The following is a 16766-nucleotide window of genomic DNA, read 5'->3' as shown; positions in this document are numbered from 1 at the left end:
CGCAGCGCCGTAGGCTCGTGCGACGTGGAACTCGCCGTCACCCTCGGCTACTGGAGCGGGAGCCCCTCGACCGCCCGCCCCGGTGCCGAGGTGGCCTCGGGCCCCGCGCAGTCCCTCGCCCTGGCGCGCCGGGCCGAGGAGGTCGGCTGCTCCACCGCCTGGGTCGCCGAGGCGTACGGCTCCGACGCGCCGAGCGTGCTCGCGTGGCTGGCCGCGCAGACCACGCGCATCGGCCTGGGCAGCGCGGTGATGCAGGTGCCCGCGCGCAGCGCCGCCGCCACGGCGATGACGGCCGCGACCCTCGACACCCTCTCCGGCGGGCGGTTCCGCCTCGGCCTGGGCGTCTCCGGCCCGCAGGTGTCCGAGGGCTGGCACGGGGTGCGCTTCGACGCGCCGCTGGCGCGCACCCGCGAGTACGTGGACGTCGTCCGCCTGGCCCTGTCGCGCCGTCCCGTGGCCTACGACGGCGAGCACCTGCGCCTGCCGCTGCCCGACGGGCCCGGGGTGCCGCTGCGGCTGGCGCTGTGCCCGCCGCGCGAGCGGATCCCCGTGTACCTGGCCGCGGTCGGGCCCCGCAACGTCGAGCTCGCCGGGCAGGTCGCCGACGGGTGGCTGCCGGTCTTCTTCAGCCCCGAGCACGCTCAGGAGGCGCTGGCGGCGCTCGCGCGCGGGCGCGGGCGGCGCGACCCCGCGGCGGGCAGCGACGGCTTCGACGTCGCGCCGACCGTGCCGCTGGTCGTCACCGCCGACGGGCCGGCGCCGGCGCGCGCGGACGCCGCGGAGGCGGCCAGCGGCCCCGTGCGCGCCCACGCGGCGCTGTACCTGGGCGGCATGGGCAGCCGCGAGCAGAACTTCTACCGCCGCCTGGCGGAGCGGATGGGCTACGGAGCGGAGGCGGCGCGGGTGCAGGAGCACTTCCTCGCGGGCCGGCACCGGGAGGCGGCGGCCGCCGTGCCCCGCGCCTTCCTGCAGGCCACGTGCCTGATCGGCCCGGCGCCCGCGCTGCGCGACCGGCTGCAGGCCCTCGCGGGGGTCGGCGTCACCACCGTCTGCGCCGCGCCGATGGCGCCGGCGCTGGAGCAGCGGCTGGCGGACCTCGGCGTCCTCGCGGACGCCCTCGACGCCGCCGGGACGGGCGCGTGAGCGCCGGGCCGGGCTGGGTCGACGCCGCCATCCTGGGGCTGGTGCAGGGGCTGACGGAGTTCCTGCCGATCTCCTCCAGCGCGCACCTGAGCGTCGTCGGGCAGCTGATCGGCAGCGAGGACCCGGGCGCGGCGTTCACCGCCATCGCCCAGCTGGGCACCGAGGCCGCCGTGCTCGTGTACTTCCGGCGCGACATCTGGCGCATCGCGCGCGCCTGGGTGCTGGCCCAGGCGCGGCGCCTGCCGCAGAACCACCCCGACGCCCGCATGGGCTGGCTGGTGATCATCGGCTCGCTGCCGATCGGGTTCCTCGGCTACGCCTTCCAGGACGCCATCGAGGGCCCCGCGGTGCGCAACCTGTGGCTGACCGCCACGATGCTGTGGGTCTTCGCGGTCGTCCTGCACGTCGCCGACCGCCGCGCCCTCGCCCGGCGCACCCTCGACGAGCTCGGCTGGCGCGACGGCCTGCTCTTCGGGCTGGCGCAGTCCGCGGCCCTCGTGCCCGGCGTCTCCCGCTCGGGCGGCACCATCGCCGCGGGCCTGCTCATGGGGTATACGCGCGAGGCGGCCGCCCGCTACTCCTTCCTCCTGGCGATCCCGGCCGTCCTCGCCTCGGGCGGTCTGCAGGTGGCCAAGGGCCTGGAGGACCTCGCCACCGTCGCCTGGGGGCCGACGCTGCTGGCGACCGCCATCGCGGGCGGCGTCGGCTACGCCGTCATCGCGTGGCTGCTGCGCTACATCAGCAGCCACGACTTCCGCCCGTTCGTCCTCTACCGGGTCGCGCTGGCGGCCGTGGTCTACGCCCTGCTCGGCACGGGCGTGCTCACCGCGAGCGGCGCCTGAGCGGCGCGGCCGCCGTCCCCGACGGGCGTCACGACCGGGCGTCACGACCGGGCGTCACAGCCAGCCGGAGCGCTTGAACGCCGCGTACAGGCCGCCGGAGACCCCGAGGATCAGCGCCAGGGCCCACGCGTAGCCGTAGTGCCAGCCCAGCTCCGGCATGTGCTCGAAGTTCATCCCGTACACGCTGGCGACCAGCGTGGGGGCCGCGGCGATGGCCGCCCACGAGGAGATCTTGCGCACGTCCTCGTTCTGGCGCACCGACACCTGCGTCAGGTGCACGTTGAGCAGGTCGGTGAGGAGCTTGTCGTAGCCCTCGACGTGGTCGAGGGTGCGCACCAGGTGGTCCAGGACGTCGCCGAAGAAGGCCCGCGCCTTCTTCGGCACGAACGGCAGCTGCGCCCGCGCCAGCTGCGTGGCCGGGCGCACCAGCGGCTCCAGCGCCCGGCGCATCTCCTGCACCTCCCGCTTCAGGGCGTAGATCGCCGTCGTGTCGCGGCGGGAGGCGCCCGAGAACACCTCGTCCTCGAACGCGGCGAGGTCCCGCGCCACCTCCTCGTCGATCTCCGTGTAGCGGTCGACGACGGCGTCCATGACGGCGTGCAGCACCTGCGCCGGGCCGCCGCGCAGCAGCTGCGGCTGGGCCTCGACGCGGGCGCGCACGTCGCGCAGCGGGCGGGTGCGCCCGCGTCGGACGGTGACGACGAACCGGTCCCCGACGAAGACCATCAGCTCGCCGGTCTCGATCTGGGAGGTCTCCTCCACGTACTCCAGCGGGCGCAGGACGAGGAAGAGGGAGCTGTCGTAGACCTCCAGCTTGGGGCGCTGGCGCCCGCGCACGGCGTCCTCGACGGCGAGCGGGTGCAGCTGCAGCTCGTTCGCCAGGTGGGTGAGCTCCTCCAGCGTCGGGTCGTGCAGACCGATCCACACGAAGCCCTCGCCGGCCGCGCGGCGGGCCTGCAGCGCCTGCGACCAGTCCTGCGCCGCCTGCCGCTGGGCGTCCACGTAGGCCGCGGTGTCCACGATCACGGGGCCATCCTCGTCGGGCGGTGCCGCTCGTGCCCAGGAGGCCCGCCGGGCGGGGGAGCGGGCGGTGCGTACGGTGTGCCGGTGCCCACGCTGCTGCTCGTCCGCCACGGCCGCACGGCCGCCAACGCCGGCGGGGTGCTGGCCGGGCGCACCCCGGGGGTGGACCTCGACGACGCCGGGCGCGCCCAGGTGGCCGCGCTCGCGCAGCGCCTGGCGCCGCTGCCGCTGGCGGCCGTGGTCTCCAGCCCCCTGCAGCGCTGCCGCGCCACGGCCGCCGCGATCACCGGGGCGGGCGGCACCGAGGAGGCGCCGCGCCCGGGCGTGGACGTCGAGGACGACCTGTCCGAGTGCGACTACGGCTCCTGGACCGGCCGCCCGCTGAAGGAGCTGACCGAGGACCCGCTGTGGCCGGTGGTGCAGGCCCACCCCAGCGCGGTGACCTTCCCCGACGGGGAGTCGATGCGCACCATGCAGTCGCGCGCCCTCGACGTCGTCCGGCGCGTGGACGCGCGCGTGGCGGCCGAGCACGGGGCGCACGCGGTGTGGGTGGCCGTCTCCCACGGCGACGTCATCAAGGCCGTGCTCGCCGACGCGCTCGGCATGCACCTGGACGCCTTCCAGCGCATCGTCGTCGACCCCGCCTCGGTCTCCGTCGTCCGCTACACGCCGCTGCGGCCCTTCGCCGTGCGCGTCAACGACACCGGCGGCGACGTCTCGGGCCTGCTGCCGCCCGCCGAGGACGGCGCGGGCTCCGGCTCGGGCTCGGGCTCGGACGCCGCCGTCGGCGGCGGCGCGGGTCCCGGCACCGCGGGCTCCGGCACCACGGGCCCCGGCACCACGGGCCCCGGCGGCGCGGACGCCGGTGCCACCGGGCCCGCCGGGGCCCGCGGGTAGGGTCGCGCCCATGCCCCGGCAGGTCTTCGACTACGACCCCCCGGACCGGTTCGTCGCCGGCACCGTCGGCCCGCCCGGGTCGCGCACCTTCTTCCTCCAGGCCCGCTCCGGTGCCTCCCTGACCAGCGTGGCGCTGGAGAAGACGCAGGTCTCTGCGCTGGCCGAGCGGGTCGAGGAGCTGCTCGACGAGGTGGTGCGGCGCAGCGGCGGCTCCGCGCCCGTGCCCGCCGTCGCCCCGTCCGACGCCGGCGACACCGCCCCGCTGGACACGCCGATCGAGGAGGAGTTCCGGGTCGGCACCATGACGCTGGCCTGGGACGGCGACCGCCAGCTCGTGGTGATCGAGTGCTTCGAGGTCGACGAGGGCACCGAGGAGGCCGAGGGCGCCGGGGCCGCCACCGGCGGGGACGACGACCCCCGCTCGGTGCTGCGCGTGCACCTGTCGGGCGCCACGGCCCGCTCCTTCGCCAGCCGGGCCCTGGCCGTGGTCGCGGCGGGCCGCCCCCCGTGCCCGTTCTGCGGCGACCCCCTCGAGCCCTCCGGCCACGTCTGCCCCCGCGCGAACGGGTACCGGCGCTGACCACCCCCGCCCCCGGCGCGCCCGACCCGCTGGACCTGCTCTCCCGCGGGGAGCTGCAGGTGCTCGGCCGCGTCGCCGGCGCCTCCAACACCACCCTCGTCGCCGAGGTCGAGCTGGACGGCGCGCGCGCCCGCTGCGTGTACAAGCCCGTCGCGGGCGAGGCGCCGCTGTGGGACTTCCCCGACGGCACGCTCGCCGAGCGGGAGCTCGCCGCGTGGCTCGTCTCCTCCGCGGGCGGCTGGGACGTCGTGCCGCCCACCGTGCTGCGCGACGGCCCGCGCGGGGCGGGGTCGGTGCAGCTGTGGGTCGGCCCCCTGCTCCCGAGCACCCCGGTGCCCGGCGCCGGGCTGGTCGACGTCGTGCCCCCGAGCCGGGTGCCCCAGGGCTGGCACGCGGTCGTGGAGGGCTCGGGCACCGACGGGCGCTCGGTGCTGCTCGTGCACGCCGAGCACCCCGCGCTGCGCCGCATGGCGCTGTTCGACGCGGTCGTCAACAACGCCGACCGCAAGGGCGGCCACGTCCTGCGCGGCGCGCTGCGGGGCCCCGGCGCCGACGCCGCGGCGGCGGGCGCGGGCGGGGAGGAGCCGGTCTGGGGCGTCGACCACGGACTGACCTTCCACTGCGAGCACAAGCTGCGCACCGTGCTGTGGGGGTGGGCGGGCCAGCGCGTGGACGACGACGGGGCCGCCCGGCTGGCCGCGACCGCCGCGGCCCTGGCCGGGCCGCTGGCGGACGAGCTGAGCGACCTGCTCACCGCCGAGGAGGTCGACGCGCTCGGGGAGCGGGTGCAGCGCCTGGCCTCCCGCGGCCGCTACCCGCGGCCGCGGCCGGGCTGGCCGACCCTGCCCTGGCCGCCGTTCTGACCGCACGTCGGGCCGCACGTCGGGCCGCACGTCTGGCCGCACGCCCGTGGTGACGCCGTCGCCGGCGCTGGCCGGCGTGCTGGTGGCCCTGGTGGGCGTGGCGGTCCTGGCGCTCGCCCTGGCCCGCCTGCCGCTGCGCCGCGCCGTGGTGGCAGCGGCCCTGCGCGCCACCGCGCAGCTGGCGGGCGTGGCGCTGGTGCTCGCCGCGGTGCTGACGTCCCTGGCGTGGACGGCCCTGTGGGTCGCCGCGATGCTCGCCGTGGCCGCCGCGACGTCCTCGCGCCGCCTCGGCCTGCCGCTGCGCACGCCGTGGGCCGCCGTGCCGGTGGCCGCCGGCGCCGCCCCGGTGCTCGTGCTGGTGCTCGCCTCCGGCGCCGTGCCCGCGCAGCCGCAGAGCGTGCTGCCCGTCGCGGGGATCCTCGTGGGCGGCGCGATGACCGCCACGACCCTGGCGGGCCGCCGCACGGCCGACGAGCTCGGCGTCCGCACCGGGGAGTACGAGGCGGCCCTCTCCCTCGGCCTCCCGGCGCGCGAGGCCGCCCTGGAGGTGGCGCGCCCGGCCGCGGGGCTGGCCCTCGTGCCCGCCCTGGACCAGACGCGCACCGTGGGCCTGGTCACCCTGCCCGGCGCGTTCGTCGGCGTCCTGCTCGGCGGCGGGTCGGTCGTCTCGGCCGCCGCGGTGCAGCTGCTCGTGCTCGTCGGCCTGCTCGCGGCGCAGGCGCTCGCGGTGCTGGTCGTCGTCGAGCTCGTGGCGCGCCGCGTCCTGCTCGCGCCCGACCTCGCCGCCCGCCTGCCGACCTGAGCCCCCGCTCACCGCAGCGGCGCAGCGGCCCAGCGGCCCAGCGGCCCAGCGGAGCGGGGCAGGCGGGTGCGGGGCCGGGCCGCCGGTAGGGTCGGCCGGTGCGCTCCTGGCCCTCCCCGCCCGTTCCCGACCTGCCGGGCCGCGGGGGGCCGGTGCTGGTGCACGACACCGCCACGGGCGCGCTCGTGCCCGCCGCGCAGGACGTCGACGCCACCCTGTACGTGTGCGGCATCACCCCCTACGACGCCACGCACCTCGGGCACGCCGCGACCTACCTGGCGTTCGACCTGCTGCAGCGCGCCTGGCGCGACGCGGGGCACCGCGTGCGCTACGTGCAGAACGTCACCGACGTCGACGACCCGCTGCTGGAGCGGGCCCGCGCGAGCGGGGAGGACTGGCGCGAGCTCGCCGCCCGCGAGAGCGCGCTGTTCGCGCAGGACATGACCGCCCTGGCCGTGCTGGCGCCCGACGCCTGGGTGGGTGCGGTGGAGTCGATCCCGCTCATCGCGACGGCCGTGCGGCGCCTCCTCGAGGACGGGGCGGCCTACCGGGTGCCGGGCGCGGACGGCGAGCCCGACGGCGACGTGTACTTCGCCACCGCCGCCGACCCCCTGTTCGGCGGCGTCTCGCACCTGGACCGGGCCGCGATGGCGGTTCTGTCGGCCGAGCGCGGCGGCGACCCGGACCGGCCCGGCAAGCGCGACCCCCTCGACCCGCTGCTGTGGCGCCTGCAGCGCCCCGGGGAGCCGGCGTGGGACGGCGGGGACCTCGGGCGGGGGCGGCCCGGCTGGCACGTCGAGTGCACGGTGATCGCGCGCGAGCACCTGGGGCACCCGATCGACGTGCAGGGCGGCGGCTCGGACCTCGTCTTCCCCCACCACGAGATGGGCGCCTCCCACGGGCACGTCCTCGACGGGCCGCCGTTCGCGCGCCGCTACGTGCACGCCGGCATGGTGGGCCTGGACGGCGAGAAGATGAGCAAGTCGCGCGGCAACCTCGTGCTCGTCTCGCGCCTGCGCGCCCAGGGCACGGACCCGGCGGCGGTGCGCCTGGCCGTGCTGGCCCACCACTACCGCAGCGACTGGGCGTGGACGGCGCAGGGCCTGCGCGAGGCCGAGGAGCGCCTGGGGCGCTGGCGCGCGGCGCTCTCCCGCTCCGGCGGCGGGCCGGAGCAGGACGACGAGCCCGCCGTCCTGGCGGGGGTGCGCGAGCGCCTGGCCGAGGACCTGGACGCGCCCGGGGCCCTGGCCGTGGTGGACGCGTGGGCGCACGCGCGCCTGGCCGGCGGGCGGGGTGACGCGCCGCCCGCCGCGCCGCCCGCGGGAGCGCCCGGGCTGGTCGAGCGCGCGGTGGACGCCCTGCTCGGCGTGCGCCTGTGAGCGGTCAGCGGCGGCACGCGCCGCGGCGGCGCGACCGGCGCCCGCGCCCGCGCTGAGGCCGGAGCCGGCGAACAGCGCCCGCGTGCGGGCGGGCAGGTGCAGCGGGCAGGGAGCGGCCGGCTCACCCGCGGGAGGGCGGTCCGTCCTCGGGGCGGCGACGCAGGTAGCGCTCGAACTCGCGCGCGATGGCCTCGCCGGAGGCCTCCGGCAGGTCCGCGGTGTCCTTGGCCTCCTCCAGCTGGCGAACGTACTCGCCGATCTCGGCGTCCTCGCCGGCCAGCTCGTCGACGCCGTGCTCCCAGGCCCGGGCGTCGTCGACGAGGTCGCCGAGCGGCACCGGCTCGCCGAGCAGCTCCTCGACCCGGCCCAGCAGCGCCAGGACGGCCTTGGGGGAGGGGGACTGCCCCACGTAGTGCGGCACCGCGGCCCACAGGGACAGCGACGGCAGCCCGCTGGAGACCGCCGCGTCCGCGAGGACGCCGACGATGCCCGTGGGCCCCTCGTAGGTGGAGCGCTCCAGGGACAGGCGGCGCAGCAGGTCCTCGTCGTCCGTGGTCGAGGAGACCGGGATGGGGCGGGTGTGCGGGACGTCGGCCAGCAGCGCCCCGAGGGTGACGACGGTGCGCGCTCCGTGCTCGCGCGCGACCCCCAGCAGCTCGCGCGTGTAGGAGCGCCAGCGCATGGACGGCTCGATGCCGTGCACGAGCACCACCCGGCGCCCGGAGCGGGGAGCGGTGGCCACGCTGACGCGCGTGACGGGCCAGCTGATGCGCCGGTGCCCGTCCTCGTCGAGGCTGACCAGGGGCCGGTTGACCTGGAAGTCGTGGTAGTCCTCGGGGTCGAGCTCGCCGACCTGCTCGGCGCCCCACACCTCCTCCAGGTGCTGCACGGCCGTGCTGGCCGCCTCGCCCGCGTCGTTCCAGCCCTCGAAGGCGGCCAGCACCACCGGCCCGTCCAGTGCCGACAGCCCCGACGGATCGCTCGAGGTCACGCCATCCCCTCCTCGGCGGCCCCCGCGGACCGCTCCCGCTCCAGCCTAGGACCAGCGGCCGGGGGCGGGGCCGGGTGCTGGGGTGGGGGCGCCGCGTCATCCCCGGGGTGGACGGCGGGATCAGCCCGTGCTCCGACGCCCTCCGTCGCGCCGGCTCCCAGCATGGTCGGCATGCCGATCGACGCGACCCGCTCCGCCCGTCCCGACAGCGCCGTCGCGGCGCCCACCCCCTCGCGCGTCCCCCCACCGGTCCCCCCGCCGGTCCCCCGGGGCGGCGCCGCGGTGCGGTGCGCGGACCTGCACAAGACCTACGGGCGCGCCGAGGCCGCCGTCGCGGCGCTCAGCGGCGTGGACGTCGCCTTCGACCGCGGGCGCTTGACCGCGATCATGGGTCCGTCCGGCTCCGGGAAGTCCACCCTGCTGCACTGCCTTGCCGGCCTGGACGCGGCGACCAGCGGGCGGGTCTTCCTCGGGGACACCGAGCTGACCGCGCTGGACGACACCGCGCTGACGCTGCTGCGCCGCCGGCGCCTGGGCTTCGTCTTCCAGTCCTTCAACCTCCTGCCGATGCTGACCGCGGAGCAGAACGTGCTGCTGCCGCTGGAGCTGGCCGGACGCCGTCCCCGCATCGACCGGGAGTGGCTGGCCGCGCTCGTGGACGTCCTCGGCATCGAGGCGCGGATGGGTCACCGGCCCGGCGAGCTCTCCGGCGGGCAGCAGCAGCGCGTCGCCATCGCCCGCGCCCTGATCACCCGCCCGGAGGTCGTCTTCGCCGACGAGCCGACCGGGAACCTGGACTCCCGCTCGGGCGCGGAGGTGCTGGCGCTCCTGCGTCGCAGCGTGCGCGAGCTGGGCCAGACCGTCGTCATGGTCACCCACGACCCGGTGGCCGCCGCGCACGCGGACCGCGTGGTGCTGCTCGCCGACGGCCGCCTCGCCGGCGAGGTCGACCGGCCCACCCCGGAGTCGGTGCTCTCGGCGCTGGGCGCCCTGGAGGCCCCCTCCGGGACGGGGGGCGGGGCCTGATGCTCACCACGACGTGGCGCCTGAGCGCCGGCAGCCGCGGCCGCCTGCTCGCCGCCGGTCTCGCGATCGTCCTCGGGACGGCCTTCGTCACGGCCGTGCTGCTCGGCAGCGGGCTGCTGCAGCGCACCGCCTCCGCGTCCGTGGCCGCCGGCTACGCCGGCGCCGACGTCGTCGTGACCGGGCAGCCGCTGGACGAGGCCGCCGTGAGCGCCGTGCGGGCGCTGCCCGGCGCGGCGGGCGCCGACGGGCGGGCCAGCACCCACGTCGAGCTCCTCGCCGGCGGCCGCTCCCAGTACGCCTCCGTCACCGGTGTGCCGTCCGTGCCGGCCTTGCGCACCTCCGAGGTCCTCGAGGGCGCCCTGCCCGAGGGGCCGGGGGGCCTGGCGCTCGGCGCGGACGTCGCCGAGCGGCTGGGCGCCGGGGTCGGGGACGACGTGCTGGTGCGCACCTTCGACGTCGACCCGGCCGGCGGCGCGGTCGTGCACCGGGACGAGCCGGCCGTCGTGACGGGGCTGCTCGCCGTGCCCGGCGGCCCGGCCTCCGGCCTCGCGCCGGCCCTCGCCGCGCCCGAGCAGGTGCTCGCGTGGGCCGGCGACGCGACGGGGGAGGCGGGCGCGCCCTACGAGGCCGTCCACGCCGTCGCCGCCGAGGGCACCAGCCCCGAGGAGCTGCGCGCGCAGGTCGCCGGCGCGCTGGAGGGTCGCGGCGCCGTGGCCCGCACCGCGGAGGAGCAGGCCCGGGTCGCCGTCGACAGCCTCACCAGCGGCACCGACGTGCTCACCGGGGCCGTCCTCGCCTTCGCCGTCCTGGCGCTGTTCGTCGCCGGCCTCGTCATCACCAACACCCTCGCGGTGCTCGTGGCCCAGCGCACCCGCCAGCTGGCGCTGCTGCGCTGCGTCGGCGCCACCCGGAGGCAGGTGCGCGCGGGCGTGCTCGCCGAGGCCCTGGCCACCGGGCTCCTCGCCTCCTCCGCCGGCGTCGCCGTCGGCACGGGCCTGGCGGCCGCCGCCGCCGCGGTGCTCTCGCGCGCTCAGTCGAGCGTGCCGGTGCCCGGCTCGGTGGAGGTGACCGCCACCAGCGTCGCCGTGCCGGTGGCCCTGGGGGTCCTGGCGACGCTCCTGGCGGCCCTGGCCCCGGCGCGGGCCGCCACCGCGGTGGCGCCGCTGGCCGCGCTGCGCCCGCCGCAGGCCCCCGACCTGCGCACGCGCGCCTCGCGCTGGCGCGCGGCGAGCGCCGCGCTGCTCGTGGCGAGCGGCGCGGCGCTGCTGGGCGGCGGCCTGGCGCTGTCCCCGGGCGGGTCGGGCGCGGGCCTGCTGCTGGCCCTGGGCGGGGGGATGCTCTCCTTCACCGGGGTCCTGCTCGGCGCGGTGCTCGTCGTCCCGCGCGCCGTCGGCGCCCTGGGCCGCCTCGCGGCGCTCGTCGGCGGCGGGCCGGCCCGCGTCGCCGCGGCCAACGCCGTGCGCGACCCGCGGCGCACGGCGACGACGACCAGCGCGCTGCTGATCGGCGTCACCCTCGTCTCCTGCATGGCGGTGGGGGCCGCCAGCACGCAGGCGACCCTCGACGAGGCGCTGGACGAGCAGTGGCCCGTCGACGTCTCGGTCAGCTCGGCGGCCGCGCCGCCGACCGCCCTGGAGGCGGCCCTGGTGCGCGCCGTCGGCGCGGTGGACGGCGTGGAGCGCGCCGTGGGCCTGGCGGAGGCGCGCGCCGACGTCGTCCTGCCGGGCGGCGCCGGGGCCGAGGCCGCGGACCTGCCCGTGCGCGGCGTCGACCCCGCCGCTGCCCGCGCGGTGGTGGCCTCACCGGCGGCCCTGGCGCCGCTGGCGGACGGGGTCGTCGTCGTGCCCGAGGCCCTCGCCGCCGACCTGGGCATCACCTCCGGGCAGGACCTGGCGATCTCCACCGCTCAGGGCGCCGGAGCCGCCGCGGGCACCGCGCCCGGCACCGTCCTGCGAGCGCAGGTGACCCCGCTGCCCGGCGACGGCCTCGTCGCCACCGCCGCGGACCTGGCCGCGCTCGACCCGCAGGCGCCCACCACCCGCCTGTGGCTGCGCCTGGACGCGGACGCGGACGCGGTGCGGGTCGTGGACGCCGTCCAGGACGCCGTCAGCCGCGCTCCGGACGCCGCGGTGCTGGTCGAGGGCTCGGCGGCGGAGCGGGCGGGCTTCGAGCAGGTCATCGACACGATGCTGCTGGTCGTCGTGGCCCTGCTCGCGGTGGCCGTGCTCATCGCCCTGATCGGCGTCGCCAACACGCTGTCGCTGTCGGTGCTCGAGCGCACCCGGGAGTCGGCCCTGCTGCGCGCCCTGGGCCTCACGCGCCGCCAGCTGCGCGGCATGCTCGCCCTGGAGGGGGCCCTCGTCGCCGGCGTCGGAGCGCTGCTCGGCGTCGGCCTCGGCACCCTGTACGGCTGGGTGGGGACGGCCGCGGTCCTGGGCGACGCCGTCGGGGACGGGCCCGCCGCGCTCGCCGTCCCGTGGGCGCACCTGGGCGCCGTCCTCGCCGTGGCGGTGGCCGCCGGGCTGCTGGCCTCGGTGCTGCCCGGACGCCGCGCGGCGCGCACCCCGCCGGCCGCGGCGCTCGCGGGGTAGCGCCCGGAGCGGGTCAGGGCGGGGCGGCGGACGTACGCTCCCGGGACCGTGAGCAGCACCCCGGCCGCACCGCCCGGCCCGCCCGCCGCCGTCCTGTGGGACATGGACGGCACCCTCGTCGACACCGAGCCGTCCTGGGTGGAGGCGGAGTTCGCGCTGGTCCGCGAGCACGGGCGGTCCTGGTCGCTCGAGCTGGCCCGCAGCCTCGTCGGCAGCGACCTGCGGGTCTCCGCCGGCGTGCTGCAGCGCGAGGGCGGGGTGCGCCTGGGCACCGAGGAGATCGTGCAGGGGCTGACCGAGCGCGTCCTCGCCGCCGTGCGGGAGCGGGTCTCGTGGCGCCCCGGGGCGCTGGAGCTGCTGACCGCGGTGCTCGCGGGCGGCGTGCCCTGCGCGCTGGTGACGATGTCCTGGTCCTCCCTGGCGCACGAGGTCGTCCGCCGCGCGCCGGAGGGCGCCTTCGCCGCCGTGGTCACCGGCGACACCGCGGCCCGCCCCAAGCCGGCGCCGGACCCCTACCTGCAGGCCGCCCGCGCCCTCGGCGTCGACCCGGGCGCGTGCGTGGCCCTGGAGGACTCGCGCACCGGCGTGGCCAGCGCGCTGGCGGCCGGCGTGCCCACCGTCGGGGTCCCGCACGTCGTCCCCCTGGACCCGGCCCCCGGCCTGGTGCGCGTGCCGACCCTGCGGGGCCTGGACCTGCCGTGGCTGGCGCGGGTGGCCGCCGGCGACGCCGAGGACGCGCTCACCGGCGCGGGCGGCGCGGCCGGCGTGTCCGGATCGTGACCTGCCGGGGTCCTGGCGGGCCCGCGGCAGCGCTAGCGTGCCGGCACCGACACCCGTCCGGCGCTCGAGAGGCCCCCATGCGACCGATGAGGTTCCGACGTCCCCTGGCTGTCCTGGGCGCCCTGGCGCTCGGGGCGTCCCTGAGCGGCTGCGTGGCCAGCGAGCGCGACGCCGGCGGGGACGCCGCCGGCGCGGAGGGCGGCGGGGGCGGCGGGGGCGGCGCGTTCGTCTTCGCCGCGTCCTCGGACCCGGTCATGCTCGACCCGGCGTTCGCCTCCGACGGGGAGACCTTCCGCGTGGCCCGCCAGATCTTCGAGGGCCTGGTGGGCACGGTGCCCGGCACCGCGGACCCGGCGCCGCTGCTGGCCACCGACTGGACGAGCAGCGACGACGGCCTCTCCCACACCTTCACGCTGCAGGACGGCGTGACCTTCCACGACGGCACCGCGTTCGACGCCGAGGCCGTCTGCGCGAACTTCGACCGCTGGCACCAGTGGACCGGGGTCAACCAGAGCCCGAACCTGTCGTACTACTACGGCAAGCTCTTCCGCGGCTTCGCCACCAGCGAGGACCCGAGCCTGCAGGGCGGCGTCTACGGCGGCTGCACCGCCGACGAGGAGCTGCGGGCCACCGTCACCCTCACCCAGCCCTTCGCCGGGTTCGTCCAGGCCCTGTCGCTGCCCGCGTTCTCCATGCAGAGCCCCACGGCCATGGAGCAGCACGCCGCCGACGGCACCGAGGGCAGCGAGGAGGACCCGCGCTTCTCCGAGTACGCCACCGCGCACCCGACCGGCACGGGCCCGTTCCGCTTCGCCAGCTGGGAGCGCGGCCAGCAGGTCGTCCTCGAGCGCAACGAGGAGTACTGGGGCGAGGCGGCGAGCGTCGACGAGGCCGTCGTCCGCGTCATCCCCGACGGCAACGCCCGCCTGCAGGCGCTGCAGGCGGGGGAGATCGACGGCTACGACCTCGTGGCGCCCGGCGACCTCGCCGGCCTGGAGGACGGCGGGTTCACCATCGCCCAGCGCCCTGCCTTCAACATCCTCTACCTCGGCTTCAACCAGGCCGTCCCGGAGCTGCAGGACCTGCGGGTGCGCCAGGCGATCGCGCACGCGGTCGACCGCGACGCGCTCATCAGCCAGTCGCTGCCGGAGGGCACCGAGGCGGCGACGCAGTTCATGCCCGACCTCGTCAACGGCTACGACCCGGACGTGACGACGTACGAGCACGATCCCGACCGGGCGCGCCAGCTGCTCGCCGAGGCCGGCGCGAGCGACCTGACGCTGACGTTCAACTACCCCACCGACGTCTCCCGCCCGTACATGCCCACCCCGGAGGACACCTTCATCGCCCTGCAGGGGCAGCTGCAGGCCGTGGGCATCACGCTGGACCCGGTCGCCGACCAGTGGACGAACTACCTCGACCGCATCAACGGCACCCCGGACCACGGCATCCACCTGCTCGGCTGGACCGGCGACTACAACGACCCGGACAACTTCGTGGGCACGTTCTTCGGCACCGCCACGCCGGAGTGGGGCTTCGAGGACCAGCAGCTGTTCGACGCCCTGACCGCCGCGCGCGGCCTGCCGACCGTCGAGGAGCAGGAGCCGGCGTACCAGGCGATCAACCAGCAGATCGCCGAGCGCGTGCCGGGCGTGCCGCTGGCGCACCCGGTGCCGTCCCTGGCCTTCGCCCCGCGGGTGCAGGGCTTCGAGCCCAGCCCGGTGCAGGACGAGGTGTGGAACACCATCACCCTCGCCGAGGAGTGAGCACCGCGCCCTCCCGGCCCCGGGCCTCGCGCACCCGGGGGAGGTGAGCGGTGCTGCGCTTCGTCGTCCGCCGGCTGCTGCTGATGGTGCCCGTGCTGGCCGGCCTGGTGGTGCTGCTCTTCGTGTGGACCCGGGCCCTGCCCGGGGACCCCGCCCGGGCGCTGCTGGGCCAGCGCGCCACCGAGGCCGGGATCGCGCAGGTGAACGAGCAGTACGGCTTCGACGAGCCGCTGTGGGTGCAGTTCGGCATCTACGTGCGCAAGGTGCTCACCGGTGACCTCGGCACCTCCGGGTACACCGGGGAGCCGGTGGTGGAGAGCTTCGTCAGCCGCTTCCCCGCCACGATCGAGCTGGCGGTGGTGGCGCTGCTCTTCGCCGTCGCCCTCGGCGTGCCGCTGGGCTACCTGGCGGCGCGCCGGGCCGGCACGTGGCTCGACGGCCTGGCGGTCGGCGGCTCGCTGCTCGGGGTCACGATCCCCGTGTTCTTCCTCGCCTACCTGCTCAAGCTCGTCTTCGCGCAGTGGCTGGGCTGGCTGCCGACCGACGGGCGCCAGAGCGTGCGCATCGACGCCACGCACGTGACGGACTTCTACGTCCTCGACGGCCTGCTGACCGCCGAGTGGGACGCCGCGTGGGACGCGCTGGTGCACCTGGTGCTGCCCGGGATCGCGCTCGGCACCATCCCGCTGGCGATCATCGTGCGGATCACGCGCGCCTCGGTGCTCGAGGTGCTCGGGGAGGACTTCGTGCGCACCGCGCAGTCCAAGGGTCTGGCGGCGCGGGTGGTGCGCACGCGCCACGTGCTGCGCAACGCCCTCCTGCCGGTGATCACCACGATCGGCCTGCAGACGGGGCTGCTGCTCTCCGGCGCCGTGCTCACCGAGTCGGTGTTCGCCATCAACGGCATCGGCAGCTACCTGTTCGAGGCGATCAGCCAGCTGGACTACGCCGTCCTGCAGGGGTACATCCTGTTCATCGCCGTCGTCTTCGCGCTGGTCAACCTCGTCGTGGACCTGCTGTACGGCGTCGTCGACCCGAGGGTGAGGGTCTCGTGAGCACTCCCTCCCGCCCGCCGTCCCGCCCCGCGGCCGGCGGTGGTCCGCACGTGGCCGCCGGCCCGGCCCCGGGCGCGGCCCTGCCGCCGACCCCGGCCGGCGGCGTGCCCGCGCTCGAGGCCGCCGGCGCGGTGCCGGTGCCGGACGAGGCCGGCGTCTCGCTGCTGCGCGGGGCGCTGCGGCGCCTGCGGCGCGACCCGCTGGCGCTCCTCGGCGCCGTCCTCGTCGTCGCGTTCGTCGCCGTCGCGCTCGCCGCGCCGCTGGTCGCCGGGTACGAGCCCGGGCGGCCCCTGCCGGACAGCGGCGTGACGCCGTCCTCGGTGCCCGGCCCGTCCGAGCGCTTCCCCCTCGGCCTGGACCCCAGCGGCGTGGACCTGCTCACGCAGCTGGTGTTCGGCGCCCGCCAGTCCCTCGTCATCGGCGTGGTCTCCACCGCGCTCGGCCTGGTCGTCGGGATGGCGCTCGGCCTGGCGGCCGGGGCCGCCGGCGGGTGGGTGGACACCGCGGTCATGCGGGGCATCGACATCCTGCTCGCCGTTCCCAGCCTGCTGCTGGCGGTGAGCATCGCCGCGGTGCTCGGGCAGAGCGCGCTCTCGGTGATGATCGCCATCGGCATCGCGCAGGTGCCGGTGTTCGCGCGCCTGCTGCGCGGCTCCCTGCTCGCCCAGCGCGGCGCGGACTACGTGCTCGCGGCGACGTCGCTGGGGCTGCGCCGGCGCACGGTGGTGATGAACCACATGCTGCCCAACTCGGTGGGCCCGGTGATCGTGCAGGCGACGCTCGTGCTCGGCACGGCCATCATCGAGGTCGCGGCCCTGTCGTACCTGGGGCTGGGCGAGGCGAACCCCGCCGTGGCCGAGTGGGGCCGGCTGCTGGTGCGGGCGCAGGCGCGGCTGGCCACCGACCCGCACCTGGCGCTGCTGCCGGGCGCCTGCATCGCCCTGACCGCGCTCGGCTTCACGCTGCTGGGCGAGTCCCTGCGCGAGGCGCTCGACCCGAAGGGGCGGCGATGAGCGACCCGGAGGGGC

15 protein-coding genes are annotated in these 16766 nt (G+C 77.6%); 13 read left to right on the top strand and 2 right to left on the bottom strand.

Annotated features, from left to right (window positions below; translation table 11 throughout):
• Nucleotides 1–90: 90 nt before the first annotated feature.
• Together BLS82_RS07920 and BLS82_RS07915 are read left to right on the top strand one after the other, a co-directional pair.
• Nucleotides 91–1143: an LLM class F420-dependent oxidoreductase gene (locus BLS82_RS07920; protein ID WP_218123799.1), complete on the top strand. Its 1053-nt coding sequence runs from the start codon at nt 91–93 to the stop codon at nt 1141–1143.
• Nucleotides 1140–1985 (top strand): undecaprenyl-diphosphate phosphatase, encoded by an 846-nt coding sequence (locus tag BLS82_RS07915; protein ID WP_092863724.1) that lies wholly within the window; start codon nt 1140–1142, stop codon nt 1983–1985. The genes BLS82_RS07920 and BLS82_RS07915 overlap by 4 nt, the downstream gene beginning before the upstream one ends.
• A gap of 54 nt (nt 1986–2039) precedes the next feature.
• Here the strand turns inward: BLS82_RS07915 and corA are convergent, their stop codons facing one another.
• Nucleotides 2040–3011 carry a magnesium/cobalt transporter CorA gene (gene corA / locus BLS82_RS07910; protein WP_092863721.1) on the bottom strand — a complete coding sequence of 324 codons (972 nt, stop codon included), beginning with the start codon at nt 3009–3011 and terminating at the stop codon, nt 2040–2042.
• Nucleotides 3012–3092: 81 nt separating this feature from the next.
• On the opposite strand from corA, the gene BLS82_RS07905 reads away from it, so the two are divergent.
• The 5 genes from BLS82_RS07905 to mshC all read left to right on the top strand — a co-directional run bounded on the left by BLS82_RS07905 (nt 3093) and on the right by mshC (nt 7529).
• Nucleotides 3093–3905, top strand: a complete 813-nt coding sequence (locus BLS82_RS07905) for a histidine phosphatase family protein (protein WP_092865036.1) — start codon at nt 3093–3095, stop codon at nt 3903–3905.
• A 10-nt stretch (nt 3906–3915) separates the two neighbouring features.
• Nucleotides 3916–4485, top strand: a complete 570-nt coding sequence (locus BLS82_RS07900; protein WP_092863718.1) for a DUF3090 domain-containing protein — start codon at nt 3916–3918, stop codon at nt 4483–4485.
• Nucleotides 4455–5348, top strand: coding sequence for an SCO1664 family protein (locus tag BLS82_RS07895; protein ID WP_369811070.1), 894 nt, complete (start codon nt 4455–4457; stop codon nt 5346–5348). Before BLS82_RS07900 ends, BLS82_RS07895 begins: the two co-directional genes overlap by 31 nt.
• Nucleotides 5349–5397: 49 nt before the next feature.
• On the top strand, nt 5398–6150 hold the full coding sequence (locus BLS82_RS07890; RefSeq protein WP_092865030.1) for an ABC transporter permease: 753 nt from the start codon (nt 5398–5400) through the stop codon (nt 6148–6150).
• A 98-nt stretch (nt 6151–6248) separates the two neighbouring features.
• Entirely contained in the window at nt 6249–7529 is a 1281-nt protein-coding gene (gene mshC / locus BLS82_RS07885) for a cysteine--1-D-myo-inosityl 2-amino-2-deoxy-alpha-D-glucopyranoside ligase (protein ID WP_092863715.1), read from the top strand.
• A gap of 121 nt (nt 7530–7650) precedes the next feature.
• On the opposite strand, the gene BLS82_RS07880 is transcribed toward mshC, so the two are convergent.
• Entirely contained in the window at nt 7651–8520 is an 870-nt protein-coding gene (locus BLS82_RS07880) for a PAC2 family protein (RefSeq protein WP_304442011.1), read from the bottom strand.
• A 171-nt stretch (nt 8521–8691) separates the two neighbouring features.
• Here BLS82_RS07880 and BLS82_RS07875 point away from each other — a divergent pair, with 171 nt between their 5' ends.
• The 6 genes from BLS82_RS07875 to BLS82_RS07850 all read left to right on the top strand — a co-directional run bounded on the left by BLS82_RS07875 (nt 8692) and on the right by BLS82_RS07850 (nt 16751).
• Entirely contained in the window at nt 8692–9546 is an 855-nt protein-coding gene (locus BLS82_RS07875; protein ID WP_092863712.1) for an ABC transporter ATP-binding protein, read from the top strand.
• Entirely contained in the window at nt 9546–12137 is a 2592-nt protein-coding gene (locus tag BLS82_RS07870) for an FtsX-like permease family protein (protein ID WP_092863709.1), read from the top strand. The genes BLS82_RS07875 and BLS82_RS07870 overlap by 1 nt, the downstream gene beginning before the upstream one ends.
• A gap of 48 nt (nt 12138–12185) precedes the next feature.
• Nucleotides 12186–12917 carry an HAD family hydrolase gene (locus BLS82_RS07865; RefSeq protein ID WP_255378205.1) on the top strand — a complete coding sequence of 244 codons (732 nt, stop codon included), beginning with the start codon at nt 12186–12188 and terminating at the stop codon, nt 12915–12917.
• An 86-nt stretch (nt 12918–13003) separates the two neighbouring features.
• On the top strand, nt 13004–14683 hold the full coding sequence (locus BLS82_RS07860) for an ABC transporter substrate-binding protein (protein WP_092863706.1): 1680 nt from the start codon (nt 13004–13006) through the stop codon (nt 14681–14683).
• 50 nt (nt 14684–14733) lie between these two features.
• Nucleotides 14734–15738, top strand: coding sequence for an ABC transporter permease (locus BLS82_RS07855; RefSeq protein ID WP_092863703.1), 1005 nt, complete (start codon nt 14734–14736; stop codon nt 15736–15738).
• Between the two features lie 50 nt (nt 15739–15788).
• Complete coding sequence (locus BLS82_RS07850) at nt 15789–16751, top strand: ABC transporter permease (protein ID WP_092865021.1); 963 nt, start codon at nt 15789–15791, stop codon at nt 16749–16751.
• Nucleotides 16752–16766: the final 15 nt, after the last annotated feature.

Source organism: Quadrisphaera sp. DSM 44207, assembly GCF_900101335.1.
GTDB lineage: Bacteria > Actinomycetota > Actinomycetes > Actinomycetales > Quadrisphaeraceae > DSM-44207.
This window is presented reverse-complemented; position numbering and strand designations above follow the sequence as displayed.